The sequence below is a fragment of the Delftia lacustris genome (assembly GCF_040267515.1).
Taxonomy (GTDB): domain Bacteria; phylum Pseudomonadota; class Gammaproteobacteria; order Burkholderiales; family Burkholderiaceae_C; genus Comamonas; species Comamonas tsuruhatensis.
Genome location: NZ_CP141274.1, coordinates 965,677 through 988,080, shown reverse-complemented (window position 1 = coordinate 988,080; position 22,404 = coordinate 965,677). Strand labels below are relative to the sequence as shown.

Annotated in this window: 20 protein-coding genes; 8 read left to right on the top strand and 12 right to left on the bottom strand. The window is 69.6% G+C overall.

Annotated elements, in window-relative coordinates:
- Window positions 1-51: 51 nt before the first annotated feature.
- From U6958_RS05980 to U6958_RS05970, 3 genes are all read right to left on the bottom strand, one after another.
- A complete protein-coding gene (locus tag U6958_RS05980) occupies window positions 52-2,397 on the bottom strand; it encodes an ATP-dependent DNA helicase (RefSeq protein ID WP_074922410.1) in 2,346 nt (781 codons plus the stop codon).
- A complete protein-coding gene (locus U6958_RS05975) occupies window positions 2,394-4,067 on the bottom strand; it encodes a VRR-NUC domain-containing protein (RefSeq protein WP_074922411.1) in 1,674 nt (557 codons plus the stop codon). The genes U6958_RS05980 and U6958_RS05975 overlap by 4 nt, the downstream gene beginning before the upstream one ends.
- A gap of 107 nt (window positions 4,068-4,174) precedes the next feature.
- A complete protein-coding gene (locus tag U6958_RS05970; protein ID WP_083393616.1) occupies window positions 4,175-4,987 on the bottom strand; it encodes an SDR family NAD(P)-dependent oxidoreductase in 813 nt (270 codons plus the stop codon).
- Window positions 4,988-5,137: 150 nt separating this feature from the next.
- Here U6958_RS05970 and U6958_RS05965 point away from each other — a divergent pair, with 150 nt between their 5' ends.
- Together U6958_RS05965 and U6958_RS05960 are read left to right on the top strand one after the other, a co-directional pair.
- The gene (locus U6958_RS05965) at window positions 5,138-5,341 is read left to right on the top strand and encodes a type II toxin-antitoxin system VapB family antitoxin (RefSeq protein ID WP_016448366.1); all 204 of its coding nucleotides are present in this window, start codon (window positions 5,138-5,140) and stop codon (window positions 5,339-5,341) included.
- On the top strand, window positions 5,338-5,718 hold the full coding sequence (locus U6958_RS05960) for a type II toxin-antitoxin system VapC family toxin (protein WP_074922412.1): 381 nt from the start codon (window positions 5,338-5,340) through the stop codon (window positions 5,716-5,718). The genes U6958_RS05965 and U6958_RS05960 overlap by 4 nt, the downstream gene beginning before the upstream one ends.
- A gap of 77 nt (window positions 5,719-5,795) precedes the next feature.
- On the opposite strand, the gene U6958_RS05955 is transcribed toward U6958_RS05960, so the two are convergent.
- On the bottom strand, window positions 5,796-6,548 hold the full coding sequence (locus tag U6958_RS05955; RefSeq protein WP_074922413.1) for a helix-turn-helix transcriptional regulator: 753 nt from the start codon (window positions 6,546-6,548) through the stop codon (window positions 5,796-5,798).
- Window positions 6,549-6,777: 229 nt separating this feature from the next.
- Between U6958_RS05955 and U6958_RS05950 the strand changes: the two genes are divergently transcribed.
- A complete protein-coding gene (locus tag U6958_RS05950; protein ID WP_074922414.1) occupies window positions 6,778-8,364 on the top strand; it encodes an Ig-like domain repeat protein in 1,587 nt (528 codons plus the stop codon).
- Window positions 8,365-8,398: 34 nt separating this feature from the next.
- On the opposite strand, the gene U6958_RS05945 is transcribed toward U6958_RS05950, so the two are convergent.
- The 7 genes from U6958_RS05945 to U6958_RS05915 all read right to left on the bottom strand — a co-directional run bounded on the left by U6958_RS05945 (window position 8,399) and on the right by U6958_RS05915 (window position 15,214).
- Window positions 8,399-9,157 (bottom strand): ABC transporter permease, encoded by a 759-nt coding sequence (locus tag U6958_RS05945; RefSeq protein ID WP_208607061.1) that lies wholly within the window; start codon window positions 9,155-9,157, stop codon window positions 8,399-8,401.
- Window positions 9,154-10,395, bottom strand: coding sequence for an ABC transporter substrate-binding protein (locus tag U6958_RS05940; RefSeq protein WP_016448371.1), 1,242 nt, complete (start codon window positions 10,393-10,395; stop codon window positions 9,154-9,156). Before U6958_RS05940 ends, U6958_RS05945 begins: the two co-directional genes overlap by 4 nt.
- A gap of 81 nt (window positions 10,396-10,476) precedes the next feature.
- Window positions 10,477-11,292 carry an ABC transporter ATP-binding protein gene (locus tag U6958_RS05935; protein WP_013800535.1) on the bottom strand — a complete coding sequence of 272 codons (816 nt, stop codon included), beginning with the start codon at window positions 11,290-11,292 and terminating at the stop codon, window positions 10,477-10,479.
- Window positions 11,289-12,377, bottom strand: a complete 1,089-nt coding sequence (locus U6958_RS05930) for an acyl-CoA dehydrogenase family protein (protein WP_016452686.1) — start codon at window positions 12,375-12,377, stop codon at window positions 11,289-11,291. Before U6958_RS05930 ends, U6958_RS05935 begins: the two co-directional genes overlap by 4 nt.
- Window positions 12,367-12,951, bottom strand: a complete 585-nt coding sequence (locus tag U6958_RS05925) for a carboxymuconolactone decarboxylase family protein (RefSeq protein WP_016448373.1) — start codon at window positions 12,949-12,951, stop codon at window positions 12,367-12,369. The genes U6958_RS05930 and U6958_RS05925 overlap by 11 nt, the downstream gene beginning before the upstream one ends.
- Before the next feature lie 130 nt (window positions 12,952-13,081).
- Entirely contained in the window at window positions 13,082-14,023 is a 942-nt protein-coding gene (locus tag U6958_RS05920; RefSeq protein WP_016448374.1) for an AraC family transcriptional regulator, read from the bottom strand.
- Window positions 14,024-14,173: 150 nt separating this feature from the next.
- Window positions 14,174-15,214, bottom strand: coding sequence for a tripartite tricarboxylate transporter substrate binding protein (locus U6958_RS05915; protein ID WP_074922415.1), 1,041 nt, complete (start codon window positions 15,212-15,214; stop codon window positions 14,174-14,176).
- Between the two features lie 203 nt (window positions 15,215-15,417).
- On the opposite strand from U6958_RS05915, the gene U6958_RS05910 reads away from it, so the two are divergent.
- Together U6958_RS05910 and U6958_RS05905 are read left to right on the top strand one after the other, a co-directional pair.
- Window positions 15,418-17,196: an IlvD/Edd family dehydratase gene (locus U6958_RS05910; protein WP_074922416.1), complete on the top strand. Its 1,779-nt coding sequence runs from the start codon at window positions 15,418-15,420 to the stop codon at window positions 17,194-17,196.
- Window positions 17,197-17,253: 57 nt separating this feature from the next.
- On the top strand, window positions 17,254-17,946 hold the full coding sequence (locus tag U6958_RS05905; RefSeq protein WP_074922417.1) for a GntR family transcriptional regulator: 693 nt from the start codon (window positions 17,254-17,256) through the stop codon (window positions 17,944-17,946).
- Between the two features lie 34 nt (window positions 17,947-17,980).
- Here U6958_RS05905 and U6958_RS05900 read toward each other — a convergent pair whose 3' ends face one another.
- Window positions 17,981-18,814: a helix-turn-helix domain-containing protein gene (locus U6958_RS05900; RefSeq protein ID WP_074922418.1), complete on the bottom strand. Its 834-nt coding sequence runs from the start codon at window positions 18,812-18,814 to the stop codon at window positions 17,981-17,983.
- 70 nt (window positions 18,815-18,884) lie between these two features.
- Between U6958_RS05900 and U6958_RS05895 the strand changes: the two genes are divergently transcribed.
- The 3 genes from U6958_RS05895 to U6958_RS05885 all read left to right on the top strand — a co-directional run bounded on the left by U6958_RS05895 (window position 18,885) and on the right by U6958_RS05885 (window position 22,347).
- Window positions 18,885-19,547, top strand: coding sequence for an MSMEG_1061 family FMN-dependent PPOX-type flavoprotein (locus U6958_RS05895; protein WP_074922419.1), 663 nt, complete (start codon window positions 18,885-18,887; stop codon window positions 19,545-19,547).
- A gap of 28 nt (window positions 19,548-19,575) precedes the next feature.
- Window positions 19,576-19,980, top strand: coding sequence for a hypothetical protein (locus U6958_RS05890; protein ID WP_074922420.1), 405 nt, complete (start codon window positions 19,576-19,578; stop codon window positions 19,978-19,980).
- 123 nt (window positions 19,981-20,103) lie between these two features.
- Window positions 20,104-22,347: a TonB-dependent siderophore receptor gene (locus tag U6958_RS05885; RefSeq protein ID WP_074922421.1), complete on the top strand. Its 2,244-nt coding sequence runs from the start codon at window positions 20,104-20,106 to the stop codon at window positions 22,345-22,347.
- Window positions 22,348-22,404 lie beyond the last annotated feature (57 nt).

Here is a 22,404-nt window from a genome sequence, read left to right as displayed (position 1 = left end):
GGGAACGGGATGGGGGACGGGATGCCAGTCGTGGACTGGTGCGGGCCCGGATCATCGCATGCCCTCCACCCGCCACCAGCGCGGCAGCAGCGCCTGCACCTCGCCGCGCCGATAGCGGTCGTCGATGAGAAAGACCACGCCGCGGTCGCGCTCGCTGCGGATGACGCGGCCTGCGGCCTGGACCACCTTGCGCAGCCCCGGGTAGAGGTAGCTGTAGTCATAGCCCTTGTCCGCGCCGAACTGGCGGTCCATGGCGCGCTTCATCTCTTCGTTCACGGGATTGACCTGGGGCAGGCCCAGCGTGGCCACGAAGGCGCCGATGAGGCGCTCGCCGGGCAGGTCCACGCCCTCGGAGAACGCCCCGCCCAGCACGGCGAAGCCCACGCCCTGCCCGGCTTCGGTGAAGCGGGCCAGGAAGGCCGCGCGACCCTCCTCGTCCATGGACGGGGTCTGCAGCCAGACCGGCAGATCGGGATGGGCGCGCTGCAGGCATTCGGCCACGCGCTGCAGGTAGTCGAAGCTGCTGAAAAAGCACAGGTAGTTGCCGGGCCGGCGCGCGTACTGCGCGGCCACGAGGTCGGCGATGGGCCGCAGCGAACGGTCGCGGTCGCGGTAGCGCGTGGAGATGTGGCCGGCCACCTGCACATCGAGCTGGTCGGCCTGGAAGGGCGATTCGGCCTCCAGCCAGTGCGTGCCTTCGGGCAGGCCCAGGATGTCGCGGTAGAAGTGCGGCGGGCTCAGCGTGCCCGAGAACAGCACCGAGGCATGGGCCGCCGCATGGCGTGCCGCCAGGTGGGGCGCGGGCACCACGCAGCGTATGCACAGCGTGGATGCCGGCGTGCGACGGGGGCCTGGGCGCCCGGGCAGCAGGTGGACATCGAACAGCGCATGGCCGCCGAACTGCTCGGCCAGCGCCATGAACTGCAGCGCCTCCCAGTAGAAGTCCAGCACGGGGTCGCCGGGCAGCATGGGGCTGTCGGCATTGGCGTCGGCGATGGCGGCCACGGCGCGCTGCGCGGCGCCCAGCAGGCCTGCGGGCACTTCCTCATGGGCCTGGTAGCTGGCGGTCTGCTCCCTGTTCAGCGCACTCCAGCTTCGGCTGAACCGGTCCAGCGCCTTGCGCACGGCACCGGTGGCCGACTTGCGGGCGGCCGCCAGTGCGAACTGCGACAGCTCGGCCGTGTACATGCGGCGCGCGCGCTCGAGCAGGTTGTGGGCTTCGTCCACCAGCACGCCCACCTTCCATTGCTGGGCCTGGGTGAGCGCGTACAGCATGGCGGCGCTGTCGTAGAAGTAGTGGTAGTCGGCCACGACCACATCGCTCCAGCGCACCAGTTCCTGGGCCAGGTAGTAGGGGCAGATGTCGTGCGCCAGCGCCACGGCACGCACGGCAGGCGGGTCCCAGGGCGCCTGCTGCAGCGCGGCGGCGCGCGCGGCGGGCAGGCGGTCGAAAAAGCCGCGCGCCAGCGGGCAGGAGTCGCCGTGGCAGGCCTTGTCGGGATGCTCGCAGGCCTTGTCGCGAGCCAGGATGGCGAGCACGCGCAGCCTTGCGGGTGGCGCGGGCAGCGGTTGCGGCGCAGCCGGTTCCTGCGGCGGTGGCTGGTGCTGCTCGGCGATCTGCCGGTTCACGCTGGCCAGCGCCTGCAGCGCCAGGCCATGGCCCGTGCCCTTGGCCGTGAGGAAGAACAGCCGGTCCAGGCCCTGGTCCGGCATGGCCTTGAGCATGGGGAAGATGGTGCCCAGCGTCTTGCCGATGCCCGTGGGCGCCTGCGCCATCAGGCACTGGCCGCCCTGCTGCGCGCGCGCCACGCGGTAGACGGCCACGGCCAGCTCGCGCTGGCCCGCGCGAAAGCCCTGCATGGGAAAGCGCAGCGCGGCCAGCGCCGCCTCGCGCGCCGCGCGGTGGGCGGCCTCGCTGCGCGCCCAGTCCAGGAACAGCGCGCATTGCTGCTCGAAGAAGGCGCGCAGCGTGGCCGCGTCTTCCTCCTGCACCAGCACGGTTTCCTCCGAGTTGCCCACGTTGAAATACACCAGCGCCACGCGCAGCCGCTGCAGGCCGCGCGCCTGGCACAGCAGATGGGCATAGATGCGCGCCTGGGCCCAGTGCAGGGCGCGGTGGTGGGCGCGCACGCCCTCGATCTGGCCGCGGTAGGTCTTGATTTCCTCGAGCTGGCCAGCCCCGGCGTCGAAGCCGTCGGCGCGGCCGCGCACGCGCAGGTCGCCGTACTCACCGGCCAGGCTGATTTCGGTCTCGTAGTCCTTGCCCCTGCGCGACTGCACCAGGCTGTGGCCGGCCATGCCCTCCAGCGCGCTGGGCGCGGACGTGAAGCGCAGGTCCAGGTCGCCCGCGCGCGCCGTGAACTCGCACAGCGCGCGCACGGCCACGGTGTAGCTCACGCGGCCTCTCCCAGCGGCTGGCCGCGCCACTGCACATGGCACACGCGCACGGGAATGCCGTGCTCGGCACAGTACTGCAGCCAGCGGATCTGATTGTCCTGCAGCTTGTCGCCGGGGGCCTTGGCCTCGACCAGTTCGTAACGGCGCTCGGCCGGCCAGAAACGCACCAGATCGGGAAAGCCCGTGCGGTTGGCCTGCACGTCGCGCAGCAGCCGCGCAAAGAACAGCTTGAGGTGGGCGGCCGGAATGCAGTCCAGCGCCAGCGCCAGCAGGGGCGCGCTCAGCGTGCCCCAGAACACGAAGGGCGACTGCAGGCCCTGCTTGTCGGCATGGCGCTGCACGATGACCTCGCGCCAGCTGCCATCGTCCAGATGCGCCAGGCATTCCTCGAACAAGGCTGCGCGCCGCTGCACGAAGTCGGGCGCGGACAGGTCGGCCGGGCCGCTCTGGAACGGGTGGAAGAAAGCGCCCGGCAGCGGCGCGAAGATGGCCGGCCAGCACAGCAGGCCGAACAGCGAGTTGATGAGCGCGTTCTCCACGTAGAACACGGGCGCGGCGTCGCTGTGCCAGTGGTCGCGCAGCACGTATTCGACCGATGCGGGCCGCGCCGGCAGGTCCAGCTCCACGTCCATGCGCATCTGCGCCACCACGGGCGCCAGCGCCGCCGCACGCCCGCGTGCGCCCTGCCCCAGGCTGCGGCGCAGGCGCGGCAGCATGCGCGCCACGCGCTGCAGTTCCTCGTCGCTCTCGGGCTGGGCCTGGGCGGCCTGGGCCAGCGCCATGGCATCGGCAAAGCGCTCCATGCGCTCGTACACACGCATGCGCCGGTGGCGGGCGCCGGGGTAGCGGCTTTGCGCATAGGCCTGCTCGGCACGCTCCCAGTCCTGCATGCGCTCGCAGGCCTGGCCTATGCGCAGCAGCACCTTGGCGCGGCGCTGCTCCAGCCAGGCATTGCCGCTGGCGCAGCCGGCCACCTGCTGCAGCAGCGCATCGATCTCCACGCCCTCATCCAGCGCCGCGCGGCAGGCCTGCAGGGCCAGGTAGCCATCGACATCGGCACGCGACTGGAAGGCCCGTGACGCCGCATCGAAGGCCACGGCCTCGTAGCGGAACACGCCCAGGTCGGCCAGCACGAATTCCGACCAGTCCTGGTAGAGGTTGCCGAAGAACATCAGCCGAAAGCGCTCGCACAGCGCACCCACCATCACGCGCCAGGCGGCTTCGCCGGCTCCGACGCCCTGGTGCCATTGCGCATAGGGCCTGGGCGCCTCATGCAGAGGCTGCAGGGCCTGCAAAAGCTCGGCCTTGCGCAGGCCTGAGTGAACGGGTGCGCCTGCGAACAGCTGCAGCAGCTCGGGCTTGGTGTGCAGCGCAAACAGCTCCTCCAGCGCCATGGGGTGGTCCGCGTCCAGCCAGCCCATCTCCAGCAGGGGCGCGGCCGCGTCGGCAATGCCGGGAATCTCTTCGTACACCAGCTTGCCGGCCCGAAACCAGGGCCCGCGCCGCATCAGCAAACGCACCATCAGCGCCTGCGAGGGCTGGGGCAGCTGCGTGAAACGGGTGAGGAATGCCTGCTCGGGCGCGTCCAGCAGATCGCCGTAACGCTGGCCAATCCAGTCCAGCGCGCGCTGGAAGTTGTGCAGGTAGTAGAAGCGGTGGGGAGGGAGCATGGGCCTGCAGATCGGGCAGCCAGGCCGCTCGAAGCTGTATCTTTATACAGTCATCATATCAAACCCCGTAGTGCTTACTTCGCGCAACGGACTTGCCCCGGGCAGGCTCATCCGGCCAGGAAGCCGCCATCGGTCGCCAGGCAGTGCCCGACCACAAAGGCCGCCTCGTCCGACATCAGCCAGACCACGGCCGTGGCCACCTCCTGCGGATGGCCCATGCGCCGCAGCGGCAGGCCCGCCGCCACGGCATGCATGTCGGCAATGCCCGAGCCCAGCATCATGTCCGTGACCACGCGGCCAGGGGCAACGGCGTTGATGCGGATGCCGTGCGGCGCGTACTCCATGGCGGCGGCGCGGGTCAGCGACAGGGCCGCAGCCTTGGAGGCGCCGTACAGCGACAGGCCCGGGTTGGGATTGCGTATGCCGCTGACGCTGGTGTTGTTCACGATGGTGCCGCCGCCCGCGGTCAGCATGGCCGCCAGTTCATGGCGCATGGCGTGGAAGACCGCACGCACATTCGTATCGAAGACCTGGGAGAAGACCGCATCATCCTGCTCGGCCAGCGCGGCGCGCCGCTCCTGGAAGCCCGCATTGTTGAAGGCCGCGTCCAGCCGCCCGAAGCGCGCCACGGCCTGCTCCACCACCGCCGCCATGTCCTCCTGCCGCGTTGCATCGCAGGCCAGGAAAAGGCCGTCTGCCCCCCGCTGCCGGATTTCCTGCTCCAGCTCCAGGCCCAGCTCACGGCGGCGCCCCGTGACCACCACGGCGGCGGCGCCCTCCTCGGCCATGCGCAGGGCGGTGGCCCGGCCTATCCCGCTGGTGGCGCCCACCACCAGGCAGACACGCCCCCGGAGCCGCCCCGATGGTGCAAGGGCCGGCAGGGGGCCGGCCAGTTCCAACTGACGCTGCTGCATGTCCATGGCGATGTTCCTTCGCAATTTAGTTGCATGATACAACCAATAGACTAAAAACACCATGCAGGCAAAGCCGGTGCCATCCCGCGCGGCTCACTTGCAGGGATGCGCCATTGGATGCAAACTTGCTTCAACATTGATGCAATGAGGCCTGCCATGAGAACCACGGTCACCATCGACGACGCCTTGTACGAGGAAGCGCTGGAGCTGGCGGAGCCAGAAATGGACAAGGCCGACCTGTTTCGCGAAGCCATCAAGACTTTCGTGAGAGTTCAGGCGGCCAAGCGTCTGGCCGCGCTGGGAGGCTCCGCACCGGACATGCGGGAGATTCCCCGTCGCCCACAGGGCATCGAGCCATGAATCCCGTTCTGGTCGATACCTCGGTCTGGATCGATCACTTCAGGCAGGGCAATCCTCACCTGGCGCAGTTGCTGCAGCAAGACATGGCGCTCATGCATCCCCTGGTGCTGGGTGAACTGGCTTGCGGCACGCCACCGGCGCGCGCACGCACGCTCGCGGACCTTCAGCGGCTCAAGCCTGCCCGACAGGCCAGCATGCGCGAAGTGCTGGCCTTGATAGAGCGCGAGCAACTCTTTGGTCTGGGCTGCGGTCTGGTGGACATCACGCTCCTGGCCTCGGCACTCATGTCTTCAGGTGCCAGCCTGTGGTCGCGAGACAGGCGCCTGCACGCGCTGGCCCAGCGGTTTGGCATTGCCTGCCGGAGCGTCTTGCCGTAGGGCCGGTTTCCCTGCTTCTCGAAGAGCTGGCCCCGCGCACGGCGCCCGCGCGGGTTCGCACAAGCGCGCGACACGCGCTAGAAATCCGGCCTGCGCATCGTCGACAAGGCATCTTGCCGATTGGCGGCTCCCAGCTTGCGGTAGATGTTTTCCAGGTGCCGCTTCACCGTGCCTGCACGCAACTCCAGCATGGTGGCGATTTCTGCGTTGGTGTTGCCGTTGGCGACCCATTGCAGCACTTCACGTTCGCGCGGGCTCAGCACGTCGGCAGCCGGCGAGCCCGGTGAGAGCGCATGCCATGCCGCCTGGCTGATTCGCTGCTGCTGGCTCAGGCGCCGCCACTGCGCCTGCGCATGCGGCCCCAGCAAGGTCAGCGCCATGCGCTCCGCCGCGGTGTAGCCGCGCGAGGCGCGTGTGACATTGAGGGTCAGCATCGCTCCGTGGCCCAGTTCCACGTCCAGCGCGAGTCCGTCCTGCTGGCCCACCTGGGAGTAGGCCTGGGCATAGAGCGCGGTCCGTTGCCATTGCCCGCGAGTCAGCAGGTCGGAAATGCTGGCGGCCTGCGTCTGGCGCTGCCGATACAAGGGATTGTCGGCCAGATGCCGGTGCACCGCAGCGTTGACTTCGGAGGAAATGGCCCGCACCGGATCGTAGGCCGTGCAGCCACGGACTTCCGCAATGCCGGAGAAATCCACCACCCTAATGTCACCCGGCACCACCAGGCGCAGCGCGTGCAGCAAATGCGTGGCCAGCGCGTGCAGATCGGGCGCGCCGTGCACCGCGAGGATGGCCTGATTGAGTTGCCCCAGTTGCTGCGTTGACAGGGTCATGTCGCGAAATCCAATGGCGTGCTCGAGGTGCTGGCGATAGGTGGGCCGGCTGAGGCCGCATTTTCAGGCCTGCGATGTGCCGACGGCACATTTTCACGATCTTCGCAGAAAGCTAAGGTCACGCGGTCCGCAACAACAGCGCGCGGGTCTGCCCGGGACACGCAGCGCAACGGGAGGAACCGTGCACGCTTTTCTTCACAGACCCCTTCGACGCCTCCGGCTTCTGGCAGTGCCTGGCGCGCTGTGCAGCCTGCTGGCACTCAATGGCCAGGCCGCGACCATCGTGGTCAATACCACGGACAACACGCCCGGTGCAGCGGACTGCAGTCTGAATGAGGCATTGACCAGTGCCCAGATGGATGACGGCAGTTGGGGCAACGGCGCATGCATATCGGGCAATGGCGCGGACACCATCGTGTTCGACCCGGCCGTCTTTCCGGCAGGCAGCCTCACCGCCATTGCATTGGCAGGCCATTCCATCGACCTCAACTTCACCACCTCGGACATCACGATCGACGGGGACCAGCGGGTGGCGCTCGATGGGGGCAATGCCTCCCGCCTGGTGTCGGCCCAGGGCAGCGGTGTCCAGCTCACGCTGCGCGGCCTGACACTGCGCGGCGGGCAGACTGCCGCCGGTGAAGACGGCGGCGCCATCTACCTGGACAACGGCGTCACCCTGCGCCTGGAGCGCAGCGTGGTGCAGGACAGCACGGCCGGCATCAACGGCGGGGGACTGTACAGCCGCGACAGCACGGTGACCATCGTGGACAGTGTGTTCAGCGGCAACCAGGCAGGGGGACAGGGCGGTGCCATCTACAGCACGGGCAGCGGCTCGCTGACGGTGGAGCGCAGCCGCCTGTCCGGCAACACGGCCCGCACGCTGGGCGGGGGCCTGCGCAGCGGGGTGCCGACCACCATGACCGACAGCACCGTCACCGGCAACGTGCTGGTGTCTCCGGGCTCGGGTGCCGGCGTCTCGTTCACGCTCACCCGCCCCCGCACACTCCACGGCAACCAGATCACGAACAACGCGCCCGGCAACAACTGTGGCGGCGAAACGTTCACGGGGACGGGCAATCGCTACTGGCCGGCCAGCGATACCAGTTGCCCGGCGGCGGCAGGTGCCATCGCCAAAGCGCCGCAGGCCATCACCTTCACCACGGCACCACCGGCCGGCGCACGGGTGGGGGATACCTATGACGTGGCCGCCGTCGGAGGCGCCTCGGGAAACCCCGTCATGTTCGCCGTGGATGCATTGACCGCGGCGATCTGCAGCGCCTCCGGCAGCACCATCCGCTTCCAGGCCGCAGGGACATGCACGATCAACGCCAGCCAGCTCGGCGATGCGGACCATGACGCGGCTCCGCAGGCGGTGCAGATGGCGGCGGTGGGACAGGGCCCCTCCCGTGTCACGCTGACCTCCAGCGCCAATCCCTCGCGCTCCGGGCAGTCGCTGTCCTTCTCCGTGGTGGTCGCACCCGATGTCTCCCTGGGCACCGCCGCCGTCCCCACGGGAACGGTCGAAATCCTGGCTGGCGGCCTGTCGCTGGGCACGGCAGGTTTGTCCAATGCCAGGGCCATCATCGCCACCACCCAACTGACGGCGGCCGGCCCGCATGCCATCGTGGCCCGGTACGGCGGCGATGCGAACTATCTCGCCGCGGACAGCGGCGCATGGGCCCAGACCGTGGAGCCCGCAGCCCCGGCCCCGGCCACAGCCACCCCCGTGCCCGCGCTGGGCCCCTGGGGAGTGCTGCTGTGCGCCGTGCTGACGGGATGGGCAGGACTGCGGCTGCGCGGCGTGCACGGCACCTGATGCAGCACCTGATGCCACCGCCTGCCCGCAGGCCTCAGGCCGAATGCATCCAGCGCTGGTGCAGCCAGCGCGCCGCATGGTCCAGCGCATAGCCCAGGGCGCCGATCAGCACCACGGCAGCCATCAGCTCCGAATACGCCAGGCGGTCGCGCGTGTCGAGGATGAAGTAGCCCAGGCCGGCCGATACGCCCAGCATTTCCGCGGGCACCAGCACGATCCAGATGATGCCGATGGCCAGGCGCACGCCCGTGAGGATCTGGGCCGTGATGCCGGGCAGCACCACGCGCAGCACGGTCTCGGTGCGCGTGGCCGACAGGCTGCGCGCCAGCAGCAGCCAGTTGCGGTCCAGCTGGGCCACGCCGGCCGCCGTGCTCAGCAGGATGGGCCAGACGGCGGCGAAGGCCAGCAGGAAGTACACGGGCGCGTCGCCCACGCCCAGCACCATCACGGCAATGGGCATCCACGACAGCGGCGAGATCATGCGCAGGAACTGGAACACGGGCGAGAACGCCTGCGAGAACCCGCGCGACAGGCCCACCAGCACGCCCAGCGGCACGCCGACCACGAAGGCCAGCAGCAGGCCCACGGCCACGCGCTGCAGGCTCAGCAGGGTGTGCATCCAGATGTCGGCGCCCGTCAGCAGCTGGCCCAGCGCCTGCAGCGAAGGCCAGGGCGCGAAGGCCGCAGCCACGGGCGCGCTACGCGCCAGCAGCGCGCCGCCCACCCACCACAGGGCCAGGACCAGGGCCGCGCCCAGCAGCGGCAATCCAATACGTCGCAACACCTGGATCACACCACGATGGTTTCACGGCGCGAGAAATCGGCCGGAATGCCGAAGACCTGCGGGCCGCCCACGGCCTGGATGGCCTTGCGCACGAAGCGGTCGTCCACCAGGTCGGTGGCCGCGAACCTGGGCTCCAGCTTGTCGAGGAAGCGCGTGTCGCCCTCGACCTTGGTGGCCTTGATGGCGCGCACCAGCTGCTCGGTGTACGAGGGATAGGGATAGGGCTGGAAGTCGATGCGCCGCTGGTGCCAGCCCTTGTTGACTACCACGCCGCTGGCCTCGTAGCTGGCGTAGTCGGTGGCGGCCAGCACCTTGGACAGCGTCTGCTGCGGATGCGGCGTGTAGCGGCGCTCGCCTGTGCTCGACAGCAGGCGCGCGGCGGCCAGGCGGTTGTCGCGCGTCCACAGCTGGGCCTTGACCACGGCATTGGTCACGCGCTGAGCCCATTCGGGCTTGTCGGCGATATCGCGCTCGGCCAGGAAGGTGACGCAGCAGGCGTGGTCCTTCCAGACATCGCCCGAGAAGCGCAGCATCTTGCCCACGCCCGCGATCTCGGCGGCGGCGTTGAAGGGTTCGGCCACGATGAAGCCCGCGATCGACTTGCCGGCCAGGGCCGAGACCATTTCGGCCGGTGCCAGCACGACGAGGTTGACCTCGTTGGCCGCAATGGCGCCGCCGCGCGCCCGCGTCACGGCCGTGAGGCCGGCCTTGCGCAGCACGTCCTGCAGCAGGATGTTGTGGATGGAGTACCAGAACGGGATCGCCACGGTCTTGCCGCCCAGGTCCTGCACCTTCTGGATCTCGGGCAGCACGGTCAGGCCCGAGCCGTTGACGTGGTTCCAGGCCACGATCTTGGCGGGGAACTTGGCGCCGTAGCGCACCCACAGCGTGGAGGGCGTGAGCAGGTGGATGACGTTGACCTGGCCCGAGACAAAGGCCTCGACGATCTGGGCCCAGGAGCGGAACAGGCGCGGAGCCTCGGCCTTGAGGCCTTCGGCCTCGAACAGGCCGTTGCCGTGGGCCACCAGCAGCGGCGTGGCGTCGGTGATGGGCAGGTAGCCGATCTTCACGGGCTGGTCATCGCCCTTGAAGGCCTGGGCGCGCGCATCGCCTGCGGCCAGCAGCGGCGCGGCCACCGAGGCCGTGGCCAGTGCGCCCAGGCGCAGCATGTCGCGCCGCGTAAGGCCGCAGCCGCAGTCCGACGAGGCGCAGATGTGGGTGTAGGAAGGGTGGTCCTGGAAGCTCATGCGAAAGACCTTTCAGAAGAGCATGGTTGAAGTCGAAGAAATGGCGGATCTGCAGGCGGATCGGCAGGCAGGCGAGCCGGATCAGGCCTGGGCCGCATGGCGCACGCCGTGCAGGGCCGAGAGGATGTCCAGCCGCAGCGCGGTCACGGCGGCGGCCTGGTCCTCGCGCGGGCGCGCAATGTCCACGCGCCATTCGCGCACGATGTGGCCGGGCCGCCCGCCCATCAGCAGGATGCGGTCGCCCACGAGGATGGCCTCGTCGATGTCATGCGTGACCAGCAGCGCCGCCGTGTGCCAGCGGTGGACCACGTCCACCATCAGCTCCTGCATCTCGGCGCGCGTGATGGCGTCCAGGGCCGAGAACGGCTCGTCGGCCAGCAGCAGCTGCGGCTCGCGCGCCAGGGCGCGCGCCAGGGCCACGCGCTGGGCCATGCCGCCCGACAGCTGCGAGGGATAGAGCGCGCCGCTGCCGCCCAGGCCCACGGCCTGCAGCGCCTGCTCCACACGCTGGCGGCGGGCCTCGGCCTCCAGCTTCGGCTGGCGCTCAAAGTCCAGGCCGAAGCCCACGTTGCGCCGCGCGTCCAGCCAGGGCAGCAGGCTGGGCTGCTGGAACACGAAGCCCGCGCGCGGGTGCGGCGCGGTCAGCGGCTGTCCGAGGAACTGGAGCTCGCCCCGGCTCCAGGCGCCGCCGTCCGGCGACTCCAGGCCGCCGAGCACGCGCAGCAGCGAGGACTTGCCGCAGCCGCTGCCGCCGAGCAGGCAGACGATCTCGCGCGGGGCAATGCTCAGGGAGATGTCCTCGAACACGGCCTTGCCGGGCGCATAGCCAAAGCCCGCGCCGCGTGCCTGCAGCACGGGCGCGGGAGCGTCAGGGGAGAAAGCTTCCGTCTGGGTCATGAACTGGTGGTTGCCAGGGCTGCGCCAGCCAGCGCGCCCTGTAGCTGCGTGACGCTGGGCGTCACGATGGGGATGAAGGCCGCCTCGCGCCAACGGCGCGCAAATCCCAGCGGCTGGTCGCGATGATAAGCGCGCCCGCCGCTGGCGTGCAGCTCCAGCTGCAGGGACTGCTGCACGATGTCGTTCAATTCCAGGCGCAGGCGGAACAGGGCTTGAGGTCGGTCAAGAAAACGCCCATCGGACAGGCCCGCATGCAGTGTGGCCGTGGCCAGTTCCAGCGCGTGGCGCTGCTGCTGCAGCGGGCCGCCCAGCACATCGCGCCCGGCGCCGGCACGGGCCGAGGCCGCCGCCAGCGAGGCGCGCGCCAGGCCGATGCACAGCCCCAGCTGCAGGCCCATGAAGGCGGGCCGCACGCGCGGCAGGAAATGGTTGGCGTCGGCATGGATCACATCGGCCGGACCGATCTGCAGCCCCTCGATGGACAGCGCCGCCGTATGGCTGCCGCGCAGCGCGATCAGGTCCAGGTCGGCGCTGCGCTGCAGGCCCGCCGCATCGCCGGGCAGCGCGGCCACGAAGGGCTTTGCACCGTCGCTGCGCGAGACGGCAACGGCCACCACGAAGCGACCCGGCGGCACCAGGTTGGTGGCCCAGGGCACGCGCCCGCGCAGTGCAAGGCCGTCGGCGTTGCCGGAGCCGACGGGCGTGGCCTCGACCTGCAGGGCCTCGATGCCGCCCAGGTACTTCATGGCGTTGGACAGGCCCGTGGCGCCCGCCTGCGTGCCCTGCAGCAGGCCCGGCAGCCAGCGCTGGCGCAGCGCCGCGTTGGGCGACTGCAGCAGGTATTCGACAAAGGCGCGCTGCGCCCAGAACACGAAGCCCGCCGTCAGCGAATGCCCGGCCACGCCGGCAATGGCCTCCAGCGCATCGCCCAGGCTGCCGCCCTGCCCGCCCTCGGCCACGGGCACGCCCAGGCCGAACAGGCCGTGCTGCGCCAGCCGGGGCAGCACTTCGTGCGCATGCGCGGGGCCTTCGTCCAGGGAGTCGGCATGGGCGTCCAGCCACTGCCGCAGCGAATCAGCCAGCATGTGCGTTCTCCTGCGGTTGTCGGAACTGTTCGGGCAGATAGGGCTGCAGCTGCGGGTTGACGGGGCTTTGCGCCAGGCTGTTGGCAAAGTTGCACAGCGTGGCCAGGCTGATGCCCAGCACCACCTCCAGCGCCTGCTGCTCGCTCAGGCCTGCTGCATGGAAGGCGGCCAGGGCCTCGTCGGCGACGGCGCCGCGCGTGGCGATCACGGCTTCGGCAAAGCGGCGCACGGCGTCCAGGCGGGGCTGGCCCGTGTCGCGGCCATCCTGCAGCGCCACCACCTCGGCCTGGGTCAGGCCGGCCTGCTTGAAGGCCAGCTTGGTGTGGCCGGCCACGCAGAAGTCGCAGCCATGGATGCGCGCCGCCGTGATCTGCACCACCTCGCGCTCGGCCAGCGTGAGCTGGGCACGCGCGTTGATCTGGCCCACGGTCACATAGGTCTCCAGTGCCTGGGGCGAGTTGGCCAGGATGGCGATCAGGTTGGGCAGGAATCCGTTGCCGGCCAGGGCGCGCTCCACGAAGGGGCGGCTGGCTTCAGGGGCGGTTTGCGGGGTGTGCAGGGTCAGGCGTGCCATGGTGCTTTGCAGGAATGAAGGAATGCCTTCATGATCGGCCGCGCCCCACTTGCCATCAATGCCGCCGCGTCGCGGATTTATGCCCGAACGTGTCAACCCGCAGGCAGATGCGGCGGGCCCGGATGGCGGCTCAGCAGCAGCGTGCCTGCGCACGCTGCCAGGCGCCGGGCTGCTCGCCCATCACGCGCTTGAAGGCGCGCGAGAAAGCCGCATAGGACTCGTAGCCCACGGCCTCGGCCACCTGGCCTATCGCCTCGCCCTGGGCCAGGCGGCGCGCGGCCAGCTGCATGCGCAGCAGCAGCAGGAATTGCTGGGGCGGCTGGCCGCAGGCCTCGGCGAACTGCCGAAAGAACGTGGCGCGCGACAGGCACACGCGCGCGGCCATGTCGGCCACGCTCCAGTTGCGGGCCGGCTCGCGCAGCAGCTCGGCCACCAGCGGCGCAAAGCCCGGCCGGCGCAGCAGGCTCCAGATGCCGCGCGCCCGCGCATCGCCATGCGCGAGCTGGCGCAGGCCGTAGAAGAACAGCAGGCCCACCAGCCGGTCCATCACGGCCGAGGGCTCGGTGCCCGTGCGCAGCGCCTCGGCGCGCATCAGGTCGAACAGCATGGAGGCGCCGCTCATCGCATGGTCGTCGCCGCGCAGCACCAGGTGGTCGGGGAAGGCATCGACCAGCAGGCCGCGCATGGGCCCCTCGAAGGTAAAGAAGCCGCAGGCCAGCGCCGTCTCTCCGATGCCGGCATCGCCAGTGGCGGGACGCATGGCCTGCGGGGCGCATGCCATGTCCGGGTCGGCATAGGGCGAGATGAAATGCGGCACGTCGCGCGAGAGGAACACGCCGTCGCGCGGCTGCAGCTCCACCGAGGGCTGGCCCGGCAGGTGCAGCCAGCAGCGCCCGTCCAGGATGAGGTGAAAGCTGGCCCGCGCGCGCCCCGCCGTGGAGGCCCGCCAGCGCCCGCAGTACTGCCCCACATGGAACACGCTGGCGCGCCATTGCAGGCCGTTGAGCAGGCCGTCGATGACGCGATCGACCTGCGCTTCGGCCGCGCTGTCGGGGACTGGGTCGGGTAGCACGGTGCGGCGGTGAAAAAGCTGAGGCGGTGGAGGGAATCCGGCCGGCCAGTATCGCCACGATGCAGGCGCGGGGGAACGAATCTTTGGGCATATGCTTGTGCCCTTCCCGATATCAGCGCGGCCCCACCCGGCCCCGCTCCGCACCCGGCCTCAGTCCGGCTTGATATCCGACTCCTTGATCACGGCCGACCAGCGGCCCACCTCCTTGGCGATCTGCATGCGCGCCTCGGCAGGCGTGGTGAAGGTGGGCATGGCGCCCTGGGCGACCAGGGCGTCCTTCACTTCCTGCTGCCCCATCACCTCCTTGAGCGCGCCGCTGAGCCGGGCGACGATGGGCGCGGGCGTGCCCGCAGGCGCCAGCAGGCCGAACATCGACGTCACCTCGAAGCCTGACAGCCCGGCCTCGGCCGTGGTGGGAATGTCGGCAATGGAGGGCACGCGCTGCGCCGTGGTCACGGCCAGGCCGCGCAGCCGCCCGCCCTTGATGAAGCCCTGCGTGGCGGGCAGGGTGTCGAACACCACATCCACCTGGCCGCCCATGAGGTCGTTGAGCGCGGGCGTGCTGCCCTTGTAGGGCACGTGCGTCAGCGGCACGCCGGCCTGCCGCTTGAACAGCTCGGCCGCCAGATGCTGGGGTGAGCCATTGCCCGAGGAGCCGTAGTTCAGCCCGCCCGGCTTCGCTTTGGCCAGCGCGATGAACTCCGCCAGATTGGCCGACGTCACCGACGGCCCCACGGTGATCACCAGCGGCACGCGGCCCACCACGGCTATGGGCGCGAAGCTCTTGTCCATGGTGAAGCCCGCCGTGGCAGGCATGAGCACGCTGTTGATGGAATGGCTGGTCAGCGCGCCCAGCAGCAGCATATAGCCATCGGGCCTTTCCTTGGCCACGGCCGCGGCGCCCAGGTTGCCGGCCGCGCCGGCCCGGTTCTCCACCACCACGGGCTGGCCCAGCGCCAGCGAGAGCCTTTGCCCCACCACGCGGCCGATCACGTCGGTGGCACCCCCGGGCGTGTACGGAACGACCAGCTTGATGGGCCGGGCCGGATAGGCGCCGTCGGCCAGTGCGGGCGTGGCCAGGCCTGGGCCCAGCGCCAGCGCCAGCGCCAGCGCGGCCAGCAGCGCCGCAGCCAGGGCGGCGCGCCGGTTGGGCGCATGAATGCGACGGATGCGGGATGCAGCAACAACCATGGGTGTCTCCTCCTTTTGTCTTGTGTCGGAAAAACATGCCCGGCACGCACGCCGGGCACGGCTGCATGGTTGGCCAGATAGATTATTAATAATATAGGTGATAACGACGATAATAATCTGCGGCATCCGCCGCTATCCTGCCCCACGACAAGGCAGCGCCTGCCTTCCGACCCCGCCAAGACCCTCTGCAAAGCACCCCACCCATGACCGACCCCAAGACTCCCGCTGGCGCTCCAGGCCATGACATCGCCCCCGCCGATGCGGCCACGGGCATCTCCAAGGGCCTGACCAACTACGGCGACCGCGGCTTTTCGCTGTTTCTGCGCAAGGCCTTCATCAAGGGCGCGGGCTACACGGACTCGGCGCTGCAGCGGCCCGTCATAGGCATCACCAACACGGGCAGCAGCTACAACCCCTGCCACGGCAATGCGCCCCAGCTCATCGAGGCAGTCAAGCGCGGCATCCTCATGGCGGGCGGCCTGCCCATGGACTTCCCCACCATCTCGGTGCACGAAAGCTTCTCGGCGCCGACCAGCATGTACCTGCGCAACCTCATGTCCATGGACACCGAGGAGATGATCCGCGCCCAGCCCATGGATGCCGTCGTGCTCATCGGCGGCTGCGACAAGACGGTGCCGGCCCAGTTGATGGGCGCGGCCTCGGCCGGCATCCCGGCCATCCAGCTGATCACCGGGTCGATGCTCACCGGCTCGCACCGCAGCGAGCGCGTGGGCGCCTGCACGGACTGCCGCCGCTACTGGGGCAAGTTCCGCGCCGAAGAGATCGACGCCGAAGAGATCGCCGACGTGAACAACCAGCTGGTGGCCAGCGTGGGTACCTGCTCGGTCATGGGCACGGCCAGCACCATGGCCTGCATTGCCGAGGCGCTGGGCATGACCGTGCCCGGCGGCGCCTCGCCCCCCGCCGTCACGGCCGACCGCATCCGCATCGCCGAGCAGACCGGCACCGAGGCCGTGCGCATGGCGCGCGGGGGCCTGACCATCGACAAAATCCTCACGCCCGCCGCCTTCGAAAACGCCATGCGCGTGCTGCTGGCCATCGGCGGCTCCACCAACGGGCTCGTGCACCTGGCCGCCATCGCGGGGCGCATGGGCTATGACATCGACCTGCAGGCCCTGGACCGCATGGGCCGCGACACGCCCGTGCTGCTGGACCTCAAGCCCTCGGGCGACCACTACATGGAGGACTTCCACCACGCAGGCGGCATGGCCACGCTGCTGCGCGAGCTCAAGCCCCTGCTGAACCTGGACGCCCTCACCGTCACCGGCCGCACGCTGGGCGAAGAGATCGATCGCGCCGGCCCCGGCTTTGCGCAGGACGTGGTGCGCCCGCGCTCCAACCCCATCTACCCGCAGGGCGGCATCGCCGTGCTGCGCGGCAACCTCGCGCCGGGCGGCGCCATCATCAAGCAGTCGGCCGCCCATCCCCGGCTCATGGAGCACGAAGGCCGCGCCGTGGTCTTCGAGAACGCGGCCGACCTGGCCCACCGCATCGACAGCGACGACCTGGACGTGACGGCCGACGACATCCTCGTGCTCAAGAACATCGGCCCCAAGGGCGCGCCCGGCATGCCCGAGGCCGGCTACATCCCCATCCCGCGCAAGCTGGCGCGGGCCGGCGTCAAGGACATCGTGCGCATCTCCGACGGGCGCATGAGCGGCACGGCCTTCGGCACCATCGTGCTGCACGTCACGCCCGAATCGGCCGTGGGAGGGCCGCTGGCCCATGTGAGGAATGGCGACCGCATCACGCTATCGGTGGCGCGCCGCGAGCTGACGCTACAGGTCGGCGACGAGGAACTGGCCCGCCGCGCCCGCGAGCAGCCGGTGGCCGTGCCCACGACCGAACGCGGCTACCGCAAGCTCTTTCTCACCACCGTGAACCAGGCCGACCAGGGCGTGGACTTCGACTTCCTGCGCTGCGCCACCGAGCGCGGCACCATTCCCGGCCGGCGCGAATAGTCGGCGCAGGCGGTCAATTCGGACAAAATGGCGTCTTTGTCCCAACCGCTTGTCTTGATGGTCGTTGCCGCCCCATTGCCGATTTCCCTGGATGCAGAACCCGCGCCGGCACCGGACGCCCTGGGCGCCATGGTGGCCGCGCTGGAAGAGGACGTGGTCTTCGGCCGGCTGCACCCGCGCGAACGCCTGGTGGAGGACGACCTCATGGCCCGCTTCGACGTCAAGCGCCATGTGGCCCGCGAGGCCCTGGCCGCGCTGGACCGCATGGGCCTCATCGAGCGCCGCAAGAACGTGGGCGCCCTGGTGCGCTCCTTCTCCACCCAGGAAGTGCAGGAACTGTACGAGCTGCGCGGCATGCTCGAAGTGGAGGCTGCCCGCAAGATCCCCCTGCCCGTGCCGGCCGAGAGGCTCGAACGCCTGACCTCCATCCAGCAGCAGCACGACGCCGCCGTGGCCGAAGGCAACGCGCGCCTGGTGTTCCGCATCAACCTGGCCTTTCACCAGGAACTGTTTGCGCTGGCGGGCAACGACACGCTGCACAAGGCCATCACCGAATACGCGCGCCAGACGCACCCCATCCGCTTCGCCTCCCTGGTCTCGGCCGACTACCGCGAGCGCGCACGCCAGGAACACTGGCAAATGATCGAAGCCCTGCGCGCCCGGGACCGCGACGCCCTGGTCCGCCTGTGCGCCGAGCACCTGCTGCCCTCGCGCGATGCGTATCTGAATGCGCAGTTGCAGCGGTTGTAGGCGAAGTCCTTAGCTGGGCGGGCAGTGCAGCCCCTCAGCCCCGAGCCGCCCCCAACCTCCCCCGGTACGCCGCAGGCGTCTCCCCGAACGTGCGCCGGAACAAGCCGATGAAGGCGCTGGCCGTGGCGTAGCCCAGGTCCAGCGCGATGTTCGTTACAGGCGCGCCGGCGGCCAGCATCTCCAGCGAGCGCATCAGCCGCGCGCGCTGGCGCCAGGCGGTGAAGCTGAAGCCCGTCTCCGACACAAAGCGCCGGCTCAGCGTGCGCGAGCTGACTGCGGCCCAGCGCGCCCAGGCCTCCAGGTCGCGGGCATCGGCCGGGTCGGCGATCAGTGCGCGGGCGATGCGCTGCAGGCGCGGGTCGGCGGGCAGGGGCAGGCCCAGGGGCTCCACGGGCAGGGTGCGGATCTCGTCCAGGATCACCGCCATCACATGGGCGCGGGCTCGGTCCGCCGAAGGGCCTGGTTGCACGGGCTGCGTTGTGGGCACGCCTTGCTGCCATCCCCAGCCGGCGGCGCGCAGCACGGCCTCGCGCAGCAGGCCCGAGGTGCGGATGGCGCAGGGCCGCTGCGGCAGGTCGGCGCAGGCCGGCTCCGCCACGTAGACGCTCCAGCCGTGGAAGGGACCATGGGAGCGGCCCGAATGCAGCTGGTGCGGCGGCAGCCACACGGCATGGATGGCGGGCACCACCCAGACCGCGTCTTCCACGCCCACCGACAGCAGCCCGCGCAGCGAGCCGAACAGCTGGCCGCGCGCGTGGCGGTGCGGCTCGGAGGCCAGCTCCTCGTCCTGGTTGCCCACGGCCGCGATCAGCACGGGGCCATCGGCACGGTTCACATGGCTGACCAGTTCAAGAATGGCATCGGGCATGGCGTCTTTGAGCTATTTGTTGGCTGATCCAGTCTACAGCCGCCAACGCCTTTGTTCTTACGCTTGTGCCATGCACACAGACAACACCGCCCTTGCAGACCCGCCAGGCCCGGCCATCGACCTGGATTCGCTCTACGCCGCCCCGGCAGAAAGAATCCAGAAGGCCGTGCGCGACCGCCTGTCCGACTTCCACGAGGCCTATCTGCGCCAGGCCAGCTTCTTTTGCCTGGCCACGGCCGGCGAACGCGGCCTGGATGCCTCGCCGCGCGGCGGGCCACCCGGCTTTGTGCAGGTGCTGGACGAGCGCACCGTGGCCTTTGCCGACTGGCCCGGCAACAACCGCATCGAATCCCTGCGCAACCTGCAGGCCGATGACCGCCTGGCCATGCTCTTCCTGTTCCCGGGGCTGGACATCTTCCTGCGCATCAACGGGCGCGGACGCATCTCCACCGACCCCCATCTGCTGCAGGAGCTGAGCGAAGGCCGGGGCACGCCCAAGACCGCCACCGTGGTGCTGGTCGACGAGGTACTGCTGCACTGCGGCAAGGCCATCCACCGCTCCGGCCTCTGGAACCCGTCAAGCCAGCTGGACCGCACCGCCCTGCCCACCGTGGGCCAGATGATGGCCTCCCTCACGCAGTTGGCCGATGCCACGGCGCCCGCCATGGATGCCGCCCAACAGGAACAGGCCAACGCCCACTACGCCCATGCGGTCAGGAACGACCTGTACTGATGCCCTGCTTTTTCCCAGGAACCATGACATGCTGATCGATACCTCCCGCTTTCCCCTGGTCTACCTGCGCGAACCCGAAGCGCAGGCACCTGCAGACGCAGGCAACGGCAATGACGCATCGGCCGAAGCCCAGATCGAATTCCTGCTCGACCAGGGCCGGCACTTCGTGCTGCTCACCGACCACCTGCCCGGCGACCACCCCGAGGAAAGCCACGAAGAACGCAAGCAGCGCGCCCTGTTCTTCAAGCGCAACCGCGAGCGCATGCGCCAGCTGTGCCGGGGCATGGTCGTCATCACGGGCGACCGCGCCGTGCCCGCCGCCCTGCGCCTGGCCGTGCAAGGCATGGGCAAGGCGCTGGGCATACGGGTTGCGTTCGTGCAGGGGGAGGATGAGGCGCAGGTCTGCTCGTGGGAGCTGCTTGGACAGGCGTGAACGCAGGCCAGGCGGAATGTGGGCACAAACAGACACATCTCCCTACAAGCTCCATACGGGGGAGTCGCATCGATAAAATTATTGGGAATCATTCTCATCCCGCATTCTCATCCCGTTTTCTCCATGCACTACCCCCTCCACACGCTGACCCCGATCGCCGGGGCCCTGGCCCTTCTTTTGTCTGCTGGCGCCGCATGGGCCCAGCCTGCCCCTTCCACGGCAACGGCCGCGCCCGAGCTGGGCACCGTCACCGTGGAGGCCAGCGCCGATGCGTCGGCTGAAGGGCTGTCCAAGCCCTACGCGGGTGGCCAGGTGGCGCGCGGCGGGCGGGCCGGGATTCTGGGCACGCGCGACAACATGGAGACGCCGTTCTCCATCACCAGCTACACCAACGAGCTGATCCAGGACCGCCAGGCCAAGAGCGTGGGCGATGTGCTGCAGAACGATCCTTCCGTGCGCGTGGCGCGCGGCTTCGGCAATTTCCAGGAGTCCTACTTTGTGCGCGGCTTCGTGCTGGGCTCGGACGACGTGGCCTACAACGGCCTGTATGCCCTGCTGCCGCGCCAGTACATCGCCACCGAGCTGTTCGAGCGCGTGGAGCTGCTGCGCGGCGCATCGGCCTTTCTGATGGGCGCCAGCCCCAATGGCGGCGGCCTGGGCGGCAACATCAACCTGCTGCCCAAGCGCGCGGGCAGCGATCCGCTGTCGCGCGTGACGGCAGGCATTGCCAGCGGCGGCCAGGCCTTCGTGGCGGCCGACGTGAGCCGGCGCTTCGGCCCCGACCAGGCCACGGGCATCCGCCTGAACGCCGCGCACCGGGGCGGCGATACCGCCATCGACCAGGAAAGCTCCAAGCTCGATCTGTTGTCCGTGGGCATGGACTGGCGCAGCCGCAATGTGCGCCTGTCGGGCGACATCGGCTGGCAGGACAACCGCCTCAAGCGCACGCGCACCAATGTCACGCCGGGCGCAGGGCTGGCCGCCATTCCTGCGGCGCCCGATGCTTCCACCAACTGGGCCCAGCCCTGGACCTATTCCGACGAGCGCGACCTGTTCGGCACGCTGCGCGGCGAATGGGACATCAACAGCAACGTGACGGCCTGGGCCGCCTACGGCCTGCGCCGCAGTTCAGAGAACAACTCGCTGGCCAACATCACGCTGGCGGCGGCCGGCAATGGCGCGGCCACCACCAGCCGCTTCGACAACGCGCGCAAGGACCGCGTGAGCACGGGCGAGCTGGGCGTGCGCGCACGCCTGAACACGGGCAGCGTGGGCCATGAGATCGTGGCCAGCTACTCGGCCTTCGACCTCAAGGTCTACAACGCCTATGGCATGAGCACGTCTGCGGTCCAGGGCAATGTGCTGAACACCAACCTCTACAACCCCAGCTACTACGCGATCACGCCGCTCAACTACCTGGGCAACGACCTGTCCAACCCCGCCTACAACCGGGGCACGCGCCTGAACAGCTTTGCGCTGGGCGACACGCTGTCGCTGATGGACGGCCGCATGCTGGTGACGGCAGGCGTGCGCCGCCAGACGATAGAGACCGACTCGGTGAGCTACCGCATCGTCAGCAACGGCGCCGTCACCAGCCAGGGCGGCGTGCGCACGGCCTACGACCAGAGCCGCACCAGCCCGGTGCTGGGCGCGGTGTTCAAGCTCACGCCCCAGGTATCGCTGTACGGCAACTACATCGAGGGACTGGCCCAGGGCGACACGGCGCCGGCCAAGTCGGGCGACACCATCATCGCCAACGCGGGCCAGCAGATGTCGCCCTACGTGACCAAGCAAAAGGAAGTGGGCGTCAAGTACGACGGCGGCAAGCTGGGCGGCGGCCTGGCCTTCTTCTCCACCGACAAGCCGCGCTCGCTGATCGACGGCAACCTGTTCACCTCGGCCGGCAAGGACCGTCACCAGGGCGTGGAATTCAACGTCTTCGGCGAACCCATGCGCGGCCTGCGCCTGCTGGGCGGGGCCACCTGGCTGGACGCCAGGCAGCAAAGCACGGGCCGCGCCACCACCGACGGCAAGCGCGTCATCGGCGTGCCGCGCTTCCAGGCCACGGCGGGCGTGGAGTGGGATGTGCCGGGCATCAACGGCCTGGCGCTGGACGGCCGCCTGGTGCACACCGGCGCCAGCTACGCCAACGACGTCAACACCCTGCGCGTGGCCGGATGGAACCGCCTGGACCTGGGCGTGCGCTACATGACCGAAGTGCAGGGCAAGCTGCTCACGCTGCGCCTGCGCGTGGACAACGCGACGGACCGCAACTACTGGGCCTCCGTGGGCGGCTACCCGGGTTCGGGCTACCTGACGGTGGGCGGTCCGCGCACGTTCTCGCTGAGTGCGAGTGTGGATTTCTGAGGCGCGAGGCACGTGCTTTCCGGGAAGGAACCTTTCGCCCGGGCATGGTAATGCACC

What these genes read in the sequence shown, in the direction of transcription:
- U6958_RS05975 (WP_074922411.1), bottom strand. Translation starts at nt 4,067, where the DNA reads ATGCTCCCTCCCCACCGCTTCTACTACCTGCACAACTTCCAGCGCGCG.
- U6958_RS05970 (WP_083393616.1), bottom strand. Translation starts at nt 4,987, where the DNA reads ATGGACATGCAGCAGCGTCAGTTGGAACTGGCCGGCCCCCTGCCGGCC.
- U6958_RS05965 (WP_016448366.1), top strand. Translation starts at nt 5,138, where the DNA reads ATGAGAACCACGGTCACCATCGACGACGCCTTGTACGAGGAAGCGCTG.
- U6958_RS05960 (WP_074922412.1), top strand. Translation starts at nt 5,338, where the DNA reads ATGAATCCCGTTCTGGTCGATACCTCGGTCTGGATCGATCACTTCAGG.
- U6958_RS05955 (WP_074922413.1), bottom strand. Translation starts at nt 6,548, where the DNA reads ATGACCCTGTCAACGCAGCAACTGGGGCAACTCAATCAGGCCATCCTC.
- U6958_RS05940 (WP_016448371.1), bottom strand. Translation starts at nt 10,395, where the DNA reads ATGAGCTTCCAGGACCACCCTTCCTACACCCACATCTGCGCCTCGTCG.
- U6958_RS05935 (WP_013800535.1), bottom strand. Translation starts at nt 11,292, where the DNA reads ATGACCCAGACGGAAGCTTTCTCCCCTGACGCTCCCGCGCCCGTGCTG.
- U6958_RS05930 (WP_016452686.1), bottom strand. Translation starts at nt 12,377, where the DNA reads ATGCTGGCTGATTCGCTGCGGCAGTGGCTGGACGCCCATGCCGACTCC.
- U6958_RS05925 (WP_016448373.1), bottom strand. Translation starts at nt 12,951, where the DNA reads ATGGCACGCCTGACCCTGCACACCCCGCAAACCGCCCCTGAAGCCAGC.
- U6958_RS05915 (WP_074922415.1), bottom strand. Translation starts at nt 15,214, where the DNA reads ATGGTTGTTGCTGCATCCCGCATCCGTCGCATTCATGCGCCCAACCGG.
- U6958_RS05910 (WP_074922416.1), top strand. Translation starts at nt 15,418, where the DNA reads ATGACCGACCCCAAGACTCCCGCTGGCGCTCCAGGCCATGACATCGCC.
- U6958_RS05905 (WP_074922417.1), top strand. Translation starts at nt 17,254, where the DNA reads ATGGTCGTTGCCGCCCCATTGCCGATTTCCCTGGATGCAGAACCCGCG.
- U6958_RS05900 (WP_074922418.1), bottom strand. Translation starts at nt 18,814, where the DNA reads ATGCCCGATGCCATTCTTGAACTGGTCAGCCATGTGAACCGTGCCGAT.
- U6958_RS05895 (WP_074922419.1), top strand. Translation starts at nt 18,885, where the DNA reads ATGCACACAGACAACACCGCCCTTGCAGACCCGCCAGGCCCGGCCATC.
- U6958_RS05890 (WP_074922420.1), top strand. Translation starts at nt 19,576, where the DNA reads ATGCTGATCGATACCTCCCGCTTTCCCCTGGTCTACCTGCGCGAACCC.
- U6958_RS05885 (WP_074922421.1), top strand. Translation starts at nt 20,104, where the DNA reads ATGCACTACCCCCTCCACACGCTGACCCCGATCGCCGGGGCCCTGGCC.